The sequence below is a fragment of the Nocardia sp. NPDC058705 genome (assembly GCF_042749305.1).
Lineage (GTDB): Bacteria > Actinomycetota > Actinomycetes > Mycobacteriales > Mycobacteriaceae > Nocardia.
In genome coordinates, this window is record NZ_JBHYRN010000015.1 from 14,808 (window position 1) to 31,268 (window position 16,461).

Sequence of the window (16,461 nt, forward strand, 5' to 3'; positions counted from 1 at the left end):
CAACGGCACCTGATCGACGGGACGGGCGCGAACCGCCGACTGCGTCGGCGGCCCCTCCTCGGGGTCGGGGCGTGCGGGGCCGGGTCATGCGGTCATGGCGGTCTTCGGGGCTCGGTGTGGTCACGTCGGTGTTCGTCTCTGTCGGTGGGTGTCCCTACACTCATTCGGGTGAGTTCACCGACGACTGCGCAGGCATCGACAACGACCACTGCTCCCGACGGCGAGCGGCCTACGCTGCTGCTCCTGGACGGGCATTCGATCGCCTATCGCGCGTTCTTCGCGCTACCGGCGGAGAACTTCAAGACCGTCACGGGTCAGACCACCAACGCGGTGTACGGGTTCACCTCGATGCTGATCAATCTGCTGCGCGACGAGAAGCCAAGCCATGTGGCCGCGGCATTCGACGTCTCGCGCAAGACCTTCCGCACCGAGGCCTACCCGGAGTACAAGGCCAACCGCAGCGCCACCCCCGACGAATTCCGTGGGCAGGTCGAACTCACCAAGGACGTGCTCGGCGCGATGGGCATCCCGGTGATGGCCATCGACAACTACGAGGCCGACGATGTGATCGCCACCCTCACCACCCAGGCGATGGCCCAGGGTTACCGGGTCCTCATCGTCACCGGTGACCGCGACGCGATCCAGCTGGTCAACGACGACGTCACCGTCCTCTATCCGAAGAAGGGTGTCTCGGATCTGACCCGCTTCACCCCGGCCGAGGTGGAGACCAAATACGGCCTCACCCCCGCGCAGTACCCCGACTATGCGGCCCTGCGCGGCGACCCGAGCGACAATCTGCCCGGCATCCCCGGCGTGGGGGAGAAGACCGCCGCGAAGTGGATCCGCGAATACGGTGACCTCGCCACCCTGGTCGACCGGGTCGATCAGGTGAAGGGCAAGGTCGGCGACTCGCTGCGGGCGAACCTGTCCAGCGTCGTACTGAATCGTCAGCTCACCGAGATGGTGCGCGAAGTGCCGCTGCCGTATACCCCCGATCAGCTGATCAAGGCGCCGTGGGATCGCGACAAGATCCACCAGCTCTTCGACGACCTCGAGTTCCGGGTGCTGCGCGACCGTCTCTTCGACACACTCGGCTCACCCGAACCGGAAGCCGAATCGGGTTTCGAGATCAGCGGTGCCGCCCTCGAACAGGGCGCGGTCGCCGACTGGCTGGCCGAGCACGCCAAAGCTGGTGCGCGCCACGGTCTCTCGATCGCCGGCACCGGCACGCCCGTGCACGGTGACGCGCGCGCCCTGGCGATCGCAGCCGCCGACGGTGAGGGTGGTTACATCGACCTGACCGCGCTCACCCCCGAGGACGAAACGGCGCTGGCCGCCTGGCTGGCCGATCCCGAGGTCCTCAAGGCCCTGCACGAGGCCAAGTCCGCAGGCCACGCACTGCGCGGACGCGGCTTCACCCTCGGCGGTCTGGCCACCGACACCGCCCTGTCGGCCTACCTGGTCCGCCCCGGCCAGCGCAGCTTCAACCTCGACGACCTGTCCCTGCGCTACCTCAAGCGCGAACTGCGCGTCGAAACCGGCGACACCGGCCAGCTCTCCCTGCTCGACGACGAGGACACCGTCGCCGCCGACATCGCCCGCGAGGAAATGCTGCGCGCCCGCGCGGTCGCCGACTTGGCCGTCGCCCTCGACACCGAACTCGAGGCCATCGAATCCACGCCGCTGCTCACCGAGATGGAACTGCCGCTGCTCGGCGTGCTCGGCCAGCTCGAGGAAGCGGGCATCGCGGTCGACGTCGCGCAGCTCGAAAACCTGCAGCAGCAGTTCGCCGACCGTGTTTCCGAGGCCGCGAACTCCGCCTACGAGGTGATCGGCAAGCAGATCAACCTCGGTTCGCCCAAGCAGCTGCAGGTGGTGCTGTTCGACGAACTCGACATGCCCAAGACCAAGCGCACCAAGACCGGCTACACCACCGACGCCGACGCGCTGGAATCGCTGTTCGAGAAGACCGGCCACGCCTTCCTGGAACATCTTCTCGCCCACCGCGACGCGACCCGGCTCAAGGTGACCGTCGACGGCCTGCTCAAGTCGGTCTCCGACGACGGCCGCGTGCACACCACCTTCAACCAGACCATCGCCGCCACCGGTCGCCTGTCCTCGACCGAGCCGAACCTGCAGAACATCCCGATCCGCACCGACACCGGCCGCCAGATCCGCGACACCTTCGTCGTCGGCCCCGGCTACGCCGAACTCATGACCGCCGACTACAGCCAGATCGAAATGCGCATCATGGCCCACCTGTCCGGCGACGCGGGCCTGATCGAGGCGTTCAACTCCGGCGAGGACCTGCACACCTTCGTCGCGTCCAAGGCCTTCGACATCCCGATCGCGGAGGTGAGCCCCGAACTGCGCCGCCGCATCAAGGCCATGTCCTACGGCCTCGCCTACGGCCTGAGCTCCTACGGTCTGAGCGCGCAGCTGAAAATCAGCACCACCGAGGCCAAAGAGCAGATGGACGTCTACTTCGACCGCTTCGGTGGCATCCGCGACTACCTGTCCGACGTCGTCGACCAGGCCCGCAAGGTCGGCTACACCCAAACCCTGTTCGGCCGCCGCCGCTATCTGCCCGACCTGGACTCCAGCAACCGCCAGCGCCGCGAATCCGCCGAACGCATGGCACTCAACGCCCCCATCCAGGGCACCGCCGCCGACATCATCAAGGTCGCGATGATCAACGTGCAGAACGCGATTCGCGAAGCCGGGCTGAAATCCCGCATGCTCCTGCAGATCCACGACGAACTCGTCTTCGAGGTAGTCGACGGCGAACGCGAAGCCCTCGAAACCCTCGCCCGCGAACAGATGTCAGCCGCCATCGAACTGTCGGTCCCGCTCACCGTCTCCGTCGGCACCGGCCGCAGCTGGGACGCGGCCGCTCACTGAGCCTGGCAACAATCGAGCGCGATTAGCTCCGGCCGACCCGCGCAGCACGATGGGCACCATCCCGAGAAGGGTTGGTGCCCATCGTTTGTCAGGTAACGCTGATTTACGCGTTGACCGTCACTGCCACTGCATCGTCGGCGATCGAGTAGCTGATCGAGCCGTTCTGGAAGTGGCTGATCTTGCCGCCTTCGATGTCCTGCTCGTCGGAGGTCGGGTAGCCCAGACGGCCGCCCGCGCCGCCCTCGGCCTCCCAGGCCTGACGGATGGCGCCGTAGACGGTCCAGGTGCCGGTCGGGAGCGAGAAGTAGATCACGCCGCCGGTGAACTCCTGGAACTTGCCGCCGTTGGGGGCGTCCTGCTCCGCCGAGGTCGGTTCACCCAGCGGGCTGGACGCGCCACCGGCTTCGTTGTAGTGATCGCCGATGGTCCCCGTGACTTCAAATGCCATGTCGAACAATTCCTTTCACGCAGTAACAATTGGCCTAGCGGCCGCGACGCTACCGTGTTTCGGCCCGTTCTGGGCGGCGACTCGCGGGAGGTTCACGATATGGTCACATGATGTTAGCCAGAGAGTTGCTCGCATTCAAAAGTGGGACAACCGCACCACTCAGCTATCAACCAGCTGTATTCTCGTGCCGCTCAGGCATTTCGCACGCTCACGATCTCGCCCGCCAATGCCGCGACCGACCCGATGATCTCGCCGACCACCTCGTCCGGCACGCCCGCCGCTGTCAACGCCGCGACCAGATGCCCGGCCACCCGATCGAAGTCGTCCTGCGAAATCCCCAGCCCCGCATGGGCGGCCCGCATCGACTTCCCCGCATACGCCGCAGGCCCCCCGAGCGCTTCGGCGAAGAACGCCATCTGCTGCTCGACGATCCGGTCGCTGTCCACCTCGGCGAAGTACTCCCGCAGCACCTCGTCGGCCAGGATTCGTTCGTACAGATCGTCGACAACGGCCACCAGGGCCGCTTCGCCACCGATCTGCTCGTAGATACTGGTCATCGAAATCTCCTCCCGCAGGACCGATCCCACTCGGTCCCAGACCATTCACGCTAGGGTGCAAGGAGACTCGTGTGCGGCTCGGAGACCTGAACGAGTCCGGGTGGTAATCCGAAAGACGCTGGTCCACGCACAGCGGTGCGCCGGGTCGAAGGGATTCGCGACGGACATCCGATCTGGTGACTTCGCCCGTCGTCGGGTTCTCCAGTCCGGCGGTCTGTGACCTGGACAGGGTTGCGAGCAGATCCCGGCCGATGCGGCGAACTGTGGCAGCATCGGGCGAATGACCGAACCCGTCATCGCGACCCCGCTGCCCGACTGCCTCGATATCGAGCAGGCCTTCGCGAAGTCGTGGCCGGTGCGCCTCGGCGACACCGACGGCGACGATCGGTTGCGCCTGGACGCGGTGGCGCGGTATCTGCAGGACATCGGGTTCGATCATCTCGACGCGGTCGAAGACGGCGACAAGCATCAGGCGTGGATCGTGCGACGCACGGTGATCGATGTGTACGAGCCGATCATGTTCGGCGACCGGGTGCAGTTACGTCGCTGGGCCGACGCGCTCTCGAATCGCTGGTGCGACATGCGAATTCAGTTGCGCGGGGAGAACGGCGGCCATATCGAGGCGGCGACCTTCCTGATCCATATCGACCCGGTCGCGGGTCGCCCGGCGCGGATGAGCGACGCGTTCATGGCGCCGATGCTGGCCAGCACCACCGAACACCGCCTGCGCTGGAAGGCCGCGCTGACCGAACTCGACGACCCGGATGTGGAGACGGTGCCGTTCCCGCTGCGCGTCACCGACGTCGACCGGCTCGGCCACGTCAACAACGCGGTGTACTGGGAGGCGGTCGAGGAAGCGCTCGCCGCGCACCCGGACCGCCACCGACTGCCGTACCGGGCGATCGTCGAACACGTCGGACCGGTGATGATGCGCGACAAGGTGGTCCTGCGCACGAGTTCGCAACCCGACAGCCTGCGCGTCCAACTCGACGTCGACGGATCGGCGCGCGCCCTCGCCTCGGTCGTGCCGCTGCCGGGAGTATGACCCGTCACCAACGGATGCCCCATCGCCGCGCCCGCGCCCGGCGTTACCGATCCTGAGCTGCGGGGATGATACTCACGGGTAGACACTCCGCGCGGTGAACGAGGTTGCGGTTTCGCGACGATCGACCTATCCTCGACAGCGTGCCGAATCCCGCCCGCTGTGCCGCGCTGCTAGTCGCTGACCGCGACCTCGCGGTCGCTGCTGCGCAGACCGCGCAGGTAGCTTCACGGCGAATTCTTCTCGTAGTAACCCGCCGTAGCGGGGTCTGATTCGGACCAGCCCCTACGCTGCGGGCTGCTTTATTCTTTTTTCTGCTGGTCCCACCCTGCCAACGAAGACACTCTTCGGGAAGACCTCAACTGCAATGACGCTGACACTGGACCATGCCCTGTTCGCCGCTGCCCCCAAGGGCCTGCGCGCCGAGCTCACCGACCTCGACCCCGCCGCTTTCCTCGATCGGTACACCCGCGCCGACGGACCCATCACCCTGCGTGAATGGTCTTGCTCCGGAACGGATTTCACCGCAACACTGGAATTCGCCGACCACCTGCGTACCGTCATCGCCACCGGCAGCCCGGTCGCCGCGATGACCTCGGCGCTCTACGACGAGGGCTACCCCCTCGAGATCCTGCACTTCCATCAGCGCCCGACCGCCGACGGCACCGCCACTTTCGTGCAGTGCGAGTTCAACGGTAGGCGCGCTTGGGCCGTGGCCACCGCCGCGGGCAGCGCGGAATCGACCGTGCGCGCCATGATCGCCGGCGTCAACCTGCTCGCGGGCTGACACCACCAGAACGCTTGCACCACCGGAAACACAGTGGGCCCGTTCACCTCGAAAGGTGAACGGGCCCTTTGCTTTTGTTCTCTTACTCCGCGGGAGAGGACTCCTGCTGCTCGGCGATCTGCTTGCGCACCTCGTCCATGTCGAGATCCTTGATCTGGGTCACCAGATCCTCGAGCGCGGCAGGCGGCAGCGCGCCCGGCTGGGCGAACACGAGCACGCCCTCGCGGAAGGCCATGATGGTCGGGATCGACTGGATGTTGGCGGCAGCGGCGAGCCCCTGCTCGGCCTCGGTGTCGACCTTGCCGTAGACGACGTCGGTGTGCTTCTCCGACGAGGTCTCGTAAGTCGGTGCGAAACTCTTGCACGGTCCGCACCAGGAAGCCCAGAAATCGACGAGGACCACGTCGTTTCCGGTGATGACTTCGTCGAAGTTCTGCTGGGTCAGCGTCTGGGTGGCCATGACGTCCTCTCCTTGTCGGTGTCCTCGGCTGTAACGCCGAAGGCTTCCTCTATCTTCCCCCGATCCCGCGACACACAAACTGTCCCTGCCCACCCACGCCGTGAATCCGCACTACAACCGCGAGAAATTCGGCATCGGCCGCGTGTCAGAACGGCCCGCTGGACCACCGCCGATCGGGCAGGCGCGAAGATGACGGGGTGAATGCGACGAAGGCAGGTCTGCGGCTCGGAGTGATCGACGGTGACGGCATCGGCCCCGAGGTGGTGGCCGCGACTCGCGCGGTGGTCGACGAGGCGATCGGCGCGGCCGGGCTCGCACCGGTGGATTGGGTGCCGCTGCTGATCGGCCACGACGCCATCGCCGCCTACGGCAACCCGCTGCCGGAACAGACCCTGGTCGCCCTCGAAGACCTCGACGCCTGGATTCTCGGCCCGCACGACAACGCCTCCTACCCGTCGGACATGCGAGTGGCTCCGGGTGGTGTCATCCGCAAACGCCTCGAGCTCTACGCCAACATCCGTCCCGCCGCCGCGTTCGCCGGGGTGCGCGCGATGGCGGCCGACATCGACCTGGTGATCGTGCGGGAGAACAGCGAGGGTTTCTACGCCGACCGCAATATGTTCGCCGGTTCGGGGGAGTTCCGCCCGACCGAGGACGTGGCGATGGCGGTCGCGGTGATCACCCGCAAGGCCTGCGAGCGGATCGCGCACCAGGCGCTGCGGTTGGCGCAGGGTCGGCGCAAGCGGGTCACCATCGTGCACAAGGCGAACGTCCTGCCCATGACGACGGGGCTGTTCCGTGATGTCTGTTACGAAGTGGCCGCGCAGTATCCGGATGTGACCGTCGACGACGAACACGTCGACGCGATGGCCGCCCACCTGGTCCGCGACGCGAGCGGCTTCGATGTGATCGTCACCGAGAACCTCTTCGGCGACATCCTCTCCGATCTGGCCGGTGAACTCAGCGGTTCCCTCGGCATGGCCGCCTCCCTCAACTGCTCCGACACGCGCGCCATGGCCCAGGCCGTGCACGGCGCGGCGCCCGCCCTGGCCGGCCACAATCGGGCCAATCCCGCCGCCCTGCAATTGTCGGCGGCAATGTTGTTGCGCTGGTTGGCAGTTCGTGACAACGACCGTTCCCTCCGCGATGCCGCCGACCGTATTACCCGCGCGGTGGCAGCCACTCTGGCGGCCGGAATCGCGACCGCCGATCTCGGCGGTCTGGCTTCCACCAGTGAATTCACCGAGCAGGTCAGAGCCCGCGTCCACCGGAGGTGAATAGACCCCTTTCACATCGGCTGATTAATCTTCGGTTACTGTCGCACCACGCTGTGTCCGGTTCGCATACATTGCCAAACAGGCGCTGACACGTGGCCGGCGTCGACGTGAAATGTGGAGGCTCCTTTGTCTGTTCGTATTGTTCTCGGCCGTGGTGCCGTGCGGCTGATGTGTGCCGTCGCCGGCGGTGCCCTCGTGCTCACCGGCTGCGCCGACAACACCGAGGGCGACGGTGCCACGGTGAACAAGGTGTCGGCGGAGAAGGTCGACGCGATCGCGGCGACCCTTCCCGACAAGGTCAAGCAGGCAGGCAAGCTCGTGGTCGGCGTGAACGTGCCGTACCAGCCCAACGAGTACAAGGACGCCAGCGGCAAGATCGTCGGCTTCGATGTCGACCTGCTCGACGCCGTCGCGAGCACGCTCGGGGTGAAGGTCGACTACGTCGAGTCCTCGTTCGAGAAGATCATCCCCGCCATTCAGGCGGGCACCTACGACGTGGGTATGTCGTCGATCACCGACTCGAAGGAACGCGAGCAGCAGGTCGATTTCACGACCTATTTCTCCGCGGGCATCCAGTGGGCCCAGCAAACCGGTAAAGCGATCGATCCGAACAATGCGTGCGGCAAGAAAGTCGCCGTACAGTCCACTACGGTCGAGCACACCGAAGAGATTCCCGCCAAGAGCGCCAAGTGTGTCGCCGAGGGCAAGCCCGCCATCGATATGAAGGCTTTCGATGAGCAGAGCGCCGCGACCAATGCACTCGTGCTCGGTCAGGTCGACGCGATGTCGGCGGATTCGCCGGTGACCGCGTACGCGATCAAGCAGAGCGAAGGCAAGATCGAGTCGGCGGGCCCGCTGTTCGACTCCGCGCCCTACGGCTGGGCCGTGCAGAAGACCTCGCCGCTGGCGGTGGCCCTGCAGAAGGCGCTGCAGCACCTGATCGACAACGGCAAGTACGCCGAGATCACCACCAACTGGGGTGTGCAGGACGGTCAGATCAAGACTTCGGTGATCAACGGCGCAGTGAGCTGACGTGACCGACAAGAAAGACACGGTGGAGGTGCCCGGACCGGGTACCGAACCCGAACCGATCAAAGCGGTCCCGCTGCGCAGGCCGGGCCGCTGGATCGCGGCGGCAATCATCCTGATCCTGGTCGGATTGTTCGTCTACGGCGCTGCCACCAATCCCGCCTACCGGTGGGACACCTACGGCAAGTACCTGTTCGACAGCCGCATCACCCAGGGCGCGATCGTCACCCTCGAACTCACCGTGCTCGCGATGGCGATCGCGGTGGGTCTCGGCACGGTGCTCGCGGTGATGCGCCTGTCGCCGAACCCGGTGCTGCGCACGGCCGCGTGGATCTACCTGTGGATCTTCCGCGGCACCCCCGTGTTCGTGCAGTTGGTGTTCTGGGGCCTGGTGCCCTCGCTGTACAAGCAGATCGACCTCGGGGTGCCGTTCGGTCCGCAGTTCTTCCACTTCGACGTGCAGAACCTGCAGGCCGCGTTCCTGTTCGCGGTGATCGGTCTGGGCCTCAACGAGGCCGCGTACATGGCCGAAATCGTGCGCGCGGGCATCAACTCCGTCGGTGAGGGTCAGCGCGAGGCATCGGTGGCGCTGGGCATGTCGTGGACGCAGACCATGCGCCGCACGGTGTTGCCGCAGGCCATGCGGGTGATCATCCCGCCGACCGGCAACGAGCTGATCGGCATGCTGAAGACGACCTCGCTCGTCACCGCGATCCCGTTGAGCACCGACCTGTTCGGCCGGGCACGTGACATCTACGGCGTGAACTTCCAGCCGATCCCGCTGCTGCTCGTCTGTGCCACCTGGTACCTGGCGATCACCAGCATCCTCATGGTCGGCCAGTACTACTTGGAACGCTATTACTCGCGCGGTGCCACCCGGCAGCTGACGGCCAAGCAGCTGCAGGAACTGGCCACGGCGCAGGCGGCGGTGAAGGCGAAATGACCGAACCAGAAGTCGCAGTTCCGCCGATGGTGCTGGCGGATCGGGTGTGCAAGAACTTCGGCGCGCTGCAGGTGCTCAAAGGCATCTCCCTCGAGGTGAACCGCGGCAAGGTGCTCACGCTGGTCGGGCCCTCGGGCTCGGGCAAGTCGACGTTCCTGCGCTGCATCAACCACCTCGAGCAGGTCAACGCCGGTCGGCTCTACGTCGACGGCGATCTCGTGGGCTACCGGGAGAAGAACGGCAAGCTCTACGAGATGCACGAACGCGACGCCGCGCTGCAGCGTCGCGATATCGGCATGGTGTTCCAGCACTTCAACCTGTTCCCGCACCGCACGGCGCTGGAGAACGTGATCGAGGCGCCGATCCAGGTGCGCGGGATCTCGAAGTCCGAGGCGATCGCGCGGGCCGAGGAACTCCTCGAGCGGGTCGGTCTGTCGGCCAAGCGCAATGCCTACCCGGCGCAGCTGTCGGGCGGTCAGCAGCAGCGGGTGGCCATCGCGCGAGCGTTGGCCATGGATCCCAAGCTGATGCTGTTCGACGAGCCGACCTCGGCGCTCGACCCCGAACTCGTCGGCGAGGTGCTCGCCGTCATGCGGGAGCTGGCCGATTCGGGCATGACGATGCTGGTGGTGACGCACGAGATGGGCTTCGCCCGCGAGGTCGCCGACGAGCTGGTGTTCATGGACGCCGGTGTCGTGATGGAGTCGGGTCCGCCGCGTGAGCTGCTGGCGAATCCGCAGCACGAGCGGACGCAGGCCTTCCTCTCCCGCCTGCTCTGAGATCTCGGCCACGACAAGACGGCCTCGCGAATCGGCGGATTCGCGGGGCCGTCTCGGCGTTCAGGAGGTGGGTTTGAGCCGTTCCATCGAAACCTGTGCCTGGGCGATGCGGCGGATGATGGCCAGCGCGGTGTCGCCGAGGACCGTGAGCACGACGACCGCGTCGACGATATCGTCGCGGTCACCGGCCGACAGCGCGGCCGACACGTCGCTTTCCGCGACCACTCGCGCGCCGTCGAAATAGCTCGGCATCGCGGTGGTGGCCCAGTCTCCGTACCCCAGTTGTGCCAGCCGAGCGACCACACTGGCGAGATTGTCGACGGCCTCGAGGCTGTGGTGCTGGCTCCAGCCGCGCCGGTCCATCTCCGCGCGCACGGCCTGGAGCGCGCGATCCCATTCGGCATCGTGCACGGCGGGCACGGGGGGCGACACGCTGTCCTGTGCCACCCCGAGCACGCGGAACAGCGGGGTCTCGGGGGAGTCGATCGCGTCGAGCACATCGGAGATGGTGGCAACCGGAATTCCGCCCACTTCGATCAACGCGCGGATCAGGCGCAGCCTGCGCAGGTGGTCTTCGCCGTAGCTGGCCTGGTTGGGGCTGGTGCGAACGCCTGGGGGGAGCAGGCCCTCACGCAGGTAGTACTTGATGGTGGCCACCGCGATGCCGCTGCGTTCGCTCAACTCCGAGATCCGCACTGTTACCTCCGATTTCGTTCGTACCCCTTGCCTACGCCTCCCATAGCGGATAGCCTAGCTATCCATAACGGATAGTATAGCTATCTATCTCTGGGAGATTCGCATGTCAGTCCTGACCGCCCCTTCGCTGCCCCGCCCCAAGGCCCCGCTCCATCGACCGCTGATGTATTTCGCCGCCGTCAACGCCGTGCTCGTGGTGGTCGGCGTGATCGGGATGCTGGTCGATGACCGGGTGATCGCCGGGTCGACCGCCTGGTTCAAGCCGACCAAGTTCGCGATCTCGTTCGTGCTCTACAGCGTGGCACTGGCCTGGTTGATGTCGTTGCGGCCCAATCCTTCTCGGCTCGCCTCTCGGATGGCCACAGTGATCGTGATTGTCGGGGTGATCGAACAGGTGATCATCTTCGGGCAGGTGATCCGCGGGACGCGCAGCCACTACAACACGACCACGACCTTCGACGGGGTGCTCTGGGTGATCATGGGATCCAGCATCGTCATCCTGTTTCTGGCAACCCTGGTGATCGGCATCGGGCTGATGCGCACACGTCTCGGCGACGCGTCGATCACCTGGTCGATTCGTCTCGGCATCGCGATCACGCTGGTCGGGTTGGCGCTGGGAAATCTGATGCCGCAGCAGGAATCCGGTGTCGAGGGGATCGTGGGCGCACACACGGTCGGAGCTCCCGACGGCACGCCCGGCATGCCGTTGACCGGGTGGAGCACCACCGACGGCGACCTGCGGATTCCGCACTTCGTCGGCATGCACGCGCTGCAATTGTTGCCGCTGCTCGCCGCTCTGCTGGTCTTCCTGTCACCGCGGATTCCGCTGCTGCGGTCGGTGCGGGTTCGGCTGGGGTTGGTCATCACCGCGTCGGCGGGTTACGCAGCAGTCCTCGCGCTGGTCACCTGGCAGGCATTGCGCGGCCAGCCGCTGATCCACCCCGATCAGGCCACGTTGACCGCCGCGGCGGTGATCGTCACCGGAGTTGTTGTCGGAGTATTGATCTCGGTCGCGAGCGCGGCCGGTGCCCGAAAGGCAGTGACCGCATGAGCACCCTGTTCGATCTGTCCTTCGTTGTCACCGTGCCCTTCTGGGCATTGATGATCTTCGCCCCGAACTGGCGCTGGACCCGCACCATCATCTCGTCCCCGTGGATTGTGCTGGTGCCCTTGGTGATCTGGGCCGTAGTCGCGATCCCGGTCCTCGGGCCGATCTGGTCCCTGGTGACCTCGCCGTCGCTGGCCGCGATCACCGACGCCACTTCCGATCCGGCTGTGCTCACGGCGCTGTGGGCGCAGATCATCGCGTGGGATCTGTTCCTGGGCCGCTGGATCTACCTCGACAGTCGAGAGCGAGCCATTCACCCACTGCTGATGGGACCGGTGCTGGTCGGCACGATTCTGTTGTCGCCCATCATCTTTCCGGTCTACCTGGTGGTGCGTGAGGTAGCCGAGCGCGGAAACGCGGCGGTACCGCGGACGAGTTCGGTCAGCGCGTGAGCCGGACTCCGGCGAGTCCGGCTCACGCGGTTCACCGTCGGCGGGTGAGCACTACCCGATCGGCCAGGCGTTCCGGTTCGCCGGGCGGGGTGAAGTAGAGCTCCATGACCGTCCGGTCCGTGGACTCCAGCTTGATCAGCGTCCGCATCGGCACCGTTTTGCCGACATTGGCCGGGCCGGTGATGCCGGGATCGGTGAACTGTCCCGCCATGGACAGCTCGGGTGCGTCGGCCTTGCCACCGCGGTAGGCCATCGTCAGCGGGGTCACGCTGTCGAACGTCGACCATTCGTAGCGGTCGTCGACCGGCGAGTAGCCGAGCAGGCCGAGCCGGTAGTAGGGACGATCGCCGAAGATGCCGGTGACCTCCTCACGCAGGAAGTTGCCGCCGGTTTCGCCGACCCAACTCCACCGTGAGACGGCGTCCCGGGTGATCAGTGGGTTCTCCGGGGTACCGCCCGCGACGAAGGTCGACTTCTCGGCAGTCCATTCGCCGACCAGTTGATTCAGCCGGGCATGCCCGGCGTCCTGCGGGGCGGTGGCGATCGACGCGGTGGTGGTGGGTGCGGCGGTCGTGCCGACGTCACCGCACGCGGTGGCGAACAGGGTGGCCGCGAGCAGCACTGTCGCGGCAGCGGTGCGTATCGGGCTGGTGCGCATGTCTCAACTCTCGTCGAACGAGGTTGCGCGGGTGACCTTTTCCCACGCCAGAACGTCATCACGGACGGCGTCGAGGTGGGCCAGGACGGCGTCAACGGAATCGCCGCCGAGTGGCAGGCGCAGCGGCGGCTTCTCGGCGGACAGGGCGGCGCGAATGGCGGCGGCTGCCTTGGCCGGGTCGCCGGGCTGGGTGCCGTCGCCGCCCTCGACCATGCGGCGGGTGGCGCCCGCGGTGTCGGCGTAGACGTCGGACTCGGGGCTGAATGCGGCCGCGCCCGGCCCGAACAGGCCCGTGCGGAACGCGCCGGGTTCGACGATCAGCACCTTGATGCCGAACGGCGCCACCTCTTCGGCGAGGGCCTCCGACAACCCCTCCAGGGCGAATTTCGTCGCGCTGTACGCGGAGAAGCCTGCAAAGGACAGTTGGCCGCCCACGCTGCTCATCTGCACGATCGCACCGCCGCGCTGGGCGCGCATGTGGGGCAACACCGCGCGGGTGAGGGCGGCGGGGCCGAACAGGTGCAGGTCGAACAGTGCGCGCAGTTCGTCTTCGGTGGTCTCCTCGACGGCGCCGACGTGGGTGCGGCCCGCATTGTTGACCAGCACGTCGATGCGGCCGTGGCGAGCCACGACATCGGCGACGACCTCGTCGATGCGGGCGATGTCGGTGACGTCGAGGGCGATCGCCTCGAGCTGATCGGGGTGGGCGGCGACCAGATCGTCGAGGGCGGCGGTGCGGCGGGCGACGGCGACGACGATGTCGCCCGCATCGATCGCCGCCTGCGCGATGGCCCGGCCGAAGCCGCTGCTCGCACCGGTGACCAGCCAGATCTGCGGGACGCTCATCAGGTTCTCCTTGTGTCCGTTGATGTTTCGTCCTCGATCCTGCCGTCGCGTCCAGATGGAAGTCCAAGACCCGCTGTGATAACCAATGGTTATGGATGTGCACGGACGCGACCTGCGGTACTTCGTCGCGGTGGCCGACCACCTGAGCTTCACCGCCGCCGCCGAGGCGCTGTACGTCTCGCAGCCCGCCCTCAGCAAACAGATGCGCAAACTCGAAACACAGCTCGGCGCGGAGCTTTTCGTTCGCGATTCCCGCTCCGTCGCGCTCACCCCGGTCGGCGCGGCGTTGCTGCCGCACGCGCTGCGCCTGCTCGCGACCTGGGAAATGGGCGAGGCGGCGGTGGAGTCGGCGAAGGCCACCCAGGGCGCCGCACTGGCGATCGGGATCAGCACCAGCCCGGGCCGTGGCATCCTGCCCGCCGTGCGCTCCCGGTTCACCACCGCGTTTCCGCACGCGAAACCGGTGCTGCGGCTGGTCGGTTGGGACGACCCGACGGCGGGTCTGGCCGAGGGATCCGCCGACGTCGCCTACGTGTGGCTGCCGTTGATCGACAGCGACCGCTACCACTGGCTGGTGGTCGCGAGTGAACCCCGGCTCGTCGCGCTGCCGCAGTCGCATCGCCTCGCCCGGCACGGCGAAATCGACTTCGCCGACCTCTTCGCCGAACCCTTTCTCGCGCTGCCGAAATCAGCGGGGGTGTTACGTGACTACTGGCTCGCACTGGACGCGCGCGCAGGCCGCCCACCGATCATCGGCGCCGAAGTGTCGAGCACCGAGGAAACCTACGAGGCGCTCGTCAACGGCGACGGCGTGGTCCTGCTCGCCACCGGCAACGCGCCGCTGGTCGCGCGCGACGGCGTGGTGACCAGACCGGTGACCGGCATCAGCCCCTGCGAACTCGCGCTGGCCTGGCGCCGCGACGACAAGCGCCCACTGGTCCGTGGCTACGCGCAGGCGTGCGCGCTTGTCGTCGGGGAAAGGCCTACAACGGCATGAGCCGGTGTTTGCGCGGGGCTTGCTCGACATGCTTGTCGCCGAGCAGCCGCATGGCCTTGCGGATCTCCAGGCGAGTGGTCGACGGCTCGATCACCGCGTCGATGTAGCCGCGTTCGGCGGCGATCCACGGGGTGGCGACGGCGGCGTTGTAGAAGTCGACCATCTGCTGGCGCACCACGGGCCGCTCGGCCTCGGGCACGGCGGCGAGCTGCTTGCGCTGGGTCAGGCCCACCGCCGCTTCGGCACCCATCACGGCGATCCGCGCAGTGGGCCAGGCGAGGTTGATATCGCCGCCGAGCTGCTTGCACCCCATCACCGCGTACCCGCCGCCATAGGCCTTGCGCACCACGACGGTGACGATCGGCACCGTCGCCTCGACCACCGCGTAGAAGAACCGGCCACCGCGCTTGATCACGCCGATCTTCTCCTCCTCGACCCCCGGCAGCACGCCCGGAGTGTCGACGACGAACACCAGCGGAATGTCGAACGCATCGCAGAGCCGGATGAAATGGGCGGCCTTGTCCGACCCGCGCGCGTCGATCGCACCGCTGGCCACCAGCGGCTGATTGGCGACGACCCCGACACTGCGCCCGTCGACCCGCGCGAAGCCGGTGATCAGATTGCGGGCCGCACCGTCGCCGACCTCGTGGAACTCACCGTCGTCGAAGATTCGCAGCAGCACCTCGTACATGTCGTAGCCCATGCGGTCGGAATCCGGGATGAGCGAATCGAGTTCGCGATCGGAGTCGGTGATCTCCGGTTCCAGACCGGGGTTGACCACCGGTGCCCGCTCGTAGCAGTTCGACGGCATGAAGCTCAAATACGTTCGCGCCCACTCGAACGCGGCCTTCTCGTCGGTCGCCACGTGGTGGATGTTGCCGTTGTGGGCCTGGTTGAACGCGCCGCCGAGCTCGTCGAGTGTCACTTCCTCGCCGGTGGTCTCGCGGATGATCTCGGGACCGGTGACGAACATGTACGCCGACTCGGTCGCGATCAGCACATCGGTGTTGATCGGCGAATACACCGCGCCCGCAGCGCATTTGCCCAGCATCACCGACACCTGCGGCACCAGCCCGGACAGTCGCCGTTGTCGCCTGCTCATCTCGGCGTACCAGGCCAGCGAGGTGACCGCGTCCTGCACCCGGGCGCCGCCGGAGTCGTTGATCGCCACGAACGGGCACGCGATATCGGCCGCCAGATCCATCGCCATCGCGACCTTGCGCCCGAACATCTCACCCACCGACCCGCCGAACACGGTCTGGTCGTGGGCGATCACCACCACCGGGCGCCCGTCGATCCGGCCGTGCCCGGTGACCACGCCGTCACCGTAGAGGCCGTCGGCCGCGCCTGGTTGCTTCACCAGTGCGCCGATCTCGGTGAAACTGCCCTGGTCGAGAAGTATTTCGATGCGCTCGCGCGGACTGGGAATTCCTTTCGCCGCCCGCTTGGCGACCCCCGCACCCCCCGCCGGTTCCCGCGCCGCCGCCAGATTTGCCCGCAGCTCTTGCAGTTTCGCAGCTGTAGTCGACTCCACCACGCAC

17 protein-coding genes are annotated in these 16,461 nt (G+C 66.7%); 10 read left to right on the top strand and 7 right to left on the bottom strand.

Annotated features, from left to right (window positions below; all coding sequences use genetic code 11):
- Positions 1 to 168 precede the first annotated feature (168 nt).
- Entirely contained in the window at positions 169 to 2,901 is a 2,733-nt protein-coding gene (polA, locus tag ACFW6D_RS18355) for a DNA polymerase I (protein ID WP_379329588.1), read from the top strand.
- Positions 2,902 to 3,004: 103 nt separating this feature from the next.
- Here polA and ACFW6D_RS18360 read toward each other — a convergent pair whose 3' ends face one another.
- On the bottom strand, positions 3,005 to 3,349 hold the full coding sequence (locus ACFW6D_RS18360; RefSeq protein ID WP_379329590.1) for an LGFP repeat-containing protein: 345 nt from the start codon (positions 3,347 to 3,349) through the stop codon (positions 3,005 to 3,007).
- A 191-nt stretch (positions 3,350 to 3,540) separates the two neighbouring features.
- Entirely contained in the window at positions 3,541 to 3,906 is a 366-nt protein-coding gene (locus ACFW6D_RS18365) for a group 1 truncated hemoglobin (protein WP_379329592.1), read from the bottom strand.
- Between the two features lie 280 nt (positions 3,907 to 4,186).
- Between ACFW6D_RS18365 and ACFW6D_RS18370 the strand changes: the two genes are divergently transcribed.
- Both ACFW6D_RS18370 and ACFW6D_RS18375 read left to right on the top strand, forming a co-directional pair.
- Positions 4,187 to 4,951 carry an acyl-[acyl-carrier-protein] thioesterase gene (locus ACFW6D_RS18370; RefSeq protein WP_379329594.1) on the top strand — a complete coding sequence of 255 codons (765 nt, stop codon included), beginning with the start codon at positions 4,187 to 4,189 and terminating at the stop codon, positions 4,949 to 4,951.
- A 364-nt stretch (positions 4,952 to 5,315) separates the two neighbouring features.
- Entirely contained in the window at positions 5,316 to 5,735 is a 420-nt protein-coding gene (locus ACFW6D_RS18375) for a 2-keto-3-deoxygluconate kinase (RefSeq protein WP_379329596.1), read from the top strand.
- 82 nt (positions 5,736 to 5,817) lie between these two features.
- Here the strand turns inward: ACFW6D_RS18375 and trxA are convergent, their stop codons facing one another.
- Positions 5,818 to 6,195 (bottom strand): thioredoxin, encoded by a 378-nt coding sequence (gene trxA / locus ACFW6D_RS18380; protein ID WP_379329598.1) that lies wholly within the window; start codon positions 6,193 to 6,195, stop codon positions 5,818 to 5,820.
- A gap of 197 nt (positions 6,196 to 6,392) precedes the next feature.
- Between trxA and ACFW6D_RS18385 the strand changes: the two genes are divergently transcribed.
- The 4 genes from ACFW6D_RS18385 (at position 6,393) to ACFW6D_RS18400 (ending at position 10,223) form a co-directional block, all read left to right on the top strand.
- On the top strand, positions 6,393 to 7,472 hold the full coding sequence (locus tag ACFW6D_RS18385; protein WP_379329600.1) for an isocitrate/isopropylmalate dehydrogenase family protein: 1,080 nt from the start codon (positions 6,393 to 6,395) through the stop codon (positions 7,470 to 7,472).
- A 168-nt stretch (positions 7,473 to 7,640) separates the two neighbouring features.
- On the top strand, positions 7,641 to 8,504 hold the full coding sequence (locus ACFW6D_RS18390) for an ABC transporter substrate-binding protein (protein ID WP_379329817.1): 864 nt from the start codon (positions 7,641 to 7,643) through the stop codon (positions 8,502 to 8,504).
- A 1-nt stretch (position 8,505) separates the two neighbouring features.
- Positions 8,506 to 9,444, top strand: a complete 939-nt coding sequence (locus tag ACFW6D_RS18395) for an ABC transporter permease subunit (protein ID WP_379329602.1) — start codon at positions 8,506 to 8,508, stop codon at positions 9,442 to 9,444.
- 26 nt (positions 9,445 to 9,470) lie between these two features.
- Positions 9,471 to 10,223 (top strand): amino acid ABC transporter ATP-binding protein, encoded by a 753-nt coding sequence (locus tag ACFW6D_RS18400; protein ID WP_379329819.1) that lies wholly within the window; start codon positions 9,471 to 9,473, stop codon positions 10,221 to 10,223.
- A 60-nt stretch (positions 10,224 to 10,283) separates the two neighbouring features.
- Here ACFW6D_RS18400 and ACFW6D_RS18405 read toward each other — a convergent pair whose 3' ends face one another.
- On the bottom strand, positions 10,284 to 10,919 hold the full coding sequence (locus tag ACFW6D_RS18405) for a MerR family transcriptional regulator (RefSeq protein WP_379329604.1): 636 nt from the start codon (positions 10,917 to 10,919) through the stop codon (positions 10,284 to 10,286).
- Between the two features lie 103 nt (positions 10,920 to 11,022).
- On the opposite strand from ACFW6D_RS18405, the gene ACFW6D_RS18410 reads away from it, so the two are divergent.
- Both ACFW6D_RS18410 and ACFW6D_RS18415 read left to right on the top strand, forming a co-directional pair.
- Positions 11,023 to 11,970, top strand: a complete 948-nt coding sequence (locus ACFW6D_RS18410; protein ID WP_379329606.1) for a hypothetical protein — start codon at positions 11,023 to 11,025, stop codon at positions 11,968 to 11,970.
- Entirely contained in the window at positions 11,967 to 12,419 is a 453-nt protein-coding gene (locus tag ACFW6D_RS18415; RefSeq protein WP_379329608.1) for an ABA4-like family protein, read from the top strand. The genes ACFW6D_RS18410 and ACFW6D_RS18415 overlap by 4 nt, the downstream gene beginning before the upstream one ends.
- Before the next feature lie 31 nt (positions 12,420 to 12,450).
- Here ACFW6D_RS18415 and ACFW6D_RS18420 read toward each other — a convergent pair whose 3' ends face one another.
- Together ACFW6D_RS18420 and ACFW6D_RS18425 are read right to left on the bottom strand one after the other, a co-directional pair.
- Positions 12,451 to 13,077, bottom strand: a complete 627-nt coding sequence (locus tag ACFW6D_RS18420) for a DUF1579 family protein (protein WP_379329610.1) — start codon at positions 13,075 to 13,077, stop codon at positions 12,451 to 12,453.
- A gap of 3 nt (positions 13,078 to 13,080) precedes the next feature.
- On the bottom strand, positions 13,081 to 13,923 hold the full coding sequence (locus tag ACFW6D_RS18425) for an oxidoreductase (RefSeq protein ID WP_379329612.1): 843 nt from the start codon (positions 13,921 to 13,923) through the stop codon (positions 13,081 to 13,083).
- A 91-nt stretch (positions 13,924 to 14,014) separates the two neighbouring features.
- On the opposite strand from ACFW6D_RS18425, the gene ACFW6D_RS18430 reads away from it, so the two are divergent.
- Positions 14,015 to 14,920 carry a LysR family transcriptional regulator gene (locus ACFW6D_RS18430; protein WP_379329614.1) on the top strand — a complete coding sequence of 302 codons (906 nt, stop codon included), beginning with the start codon at positions 14,015 to 14,017 and terminating at the stop codon, positions 14,918 to 14,920.
- Here ACFW6D_RS18430 and ACFW6D_RS18435 read toward each other — a convergent pair.
- Positions 14,907 to 16,454, bottom strand: a complete 1,548-nt coding sequence (locus tag ACFW6D_RS18435) for an acyl-CoA carboxylase subunit beta (protein ID WP_379329616.1) — start codon at positions 16,452 to 16,454, stop codon at positions 14,907 to 14,909. The genes ACFW6D_RS18430 and ACFW6D_RS18435 overlap by 14 nt on opposite strands.
- Positions 16,455 to 16,461 lie beyond the last annotated feature (7 nt).

What these genes read in the sequence shown, in the direction of transcription:
- ACFW6D_RS18400 (WP_379329819.1), top strand. Translation starts at nt 9,471, where the DNA reads ATGGTGCTGGCGGATCGGGTGTGCAAGAACTTCGGCGCGCTGCAGGTG.
- ACFW6D_RS18430 (WP_379329614.1), top strand. Translation starts at nt 14,015, where the DNA reads ATGGATGTGCACGGACGCGACCTGCGGTACTTCGTCGCGGTGGCCGAC.
- ACFW6D_RS18415 (WP_379329608.1), top strand. Translation starts at nt 11,967, where the DNA reads ATGAGCACCCTGTTCGATCTGTCCTTCGTTGTCACCGTGCCCTTCTGG.
- ACFW6D_RS18370 (WP_379329594.1), top strand. Translation starts at nt 4,187, where the DNA reads ATGACCGAACCCGTCATCGCGACCCCGCTGCCCGACTGCCTCGATATC.
- trxA (WP_379329598.1), bottom strand. Translation starts at nt 6,195, where the DNA reads ATGGCCACCCAGACGCTGACCCAGCAGAACTTCGACGAAGTCATCACC.
- ACFW6D_RS18410 (WP_379329606.1), top strand. Translation starts at nt 11,023, where the DNA reads ATGTCAGTCCTGACCGCCCCTTCGCTGCCCCGCCCCAAGGCCCCGCTC.
- ACFW6D_RS18425 (WP_379329612.1), bottom strand. Translation starts at nt 13,923, where the DNA reads ATGAGCGTCCCGCAGATCTGGCTGGTCACCGGTGCGAGCAGCGGCTTC.
- ACFW6D_RS18360 (WP_379329590.1), bottom strand. Translation starts at nt 3,349, where the DNA reads ATGGCATTTGAAGTCACGGGGACCATCGGCGATCACTACAACGAAGCC.
- ACFW6D_RS18390 (WP_379329817.1), top strand. Translation starts at nt 7,641, where the DNA reads ATGTGTGCCGTCGCCGGCGGTGCCCTCGTGCTCACCGGCTGCGCCGAC.
- ACFW6D_RS18420 (WP_379329610.1), bottom strand. Translation starts at nt 13,077, where the DNA reads ATGCGCACCAGCCCGATACGCACCGCTGCCGCGACAGTGCTGCTCGCG.
- ACFW6D_RS18365 (WP_379329592.1), bottom strand. Translation starts at nt 3,906, where the DNA reads ATGACCAGTATCTACGAGCAGATCGGTGGCGAAGCGGCCCTGGTGGCC.
- ACFW6D_RS18375 (WP_379329596.1), top strand. Translation starts at nt 5,316, where the DNA reads ATGACGCTGACACTGGACCATGCCCTGTTCGCCGCTGCCCCCAAGGGC.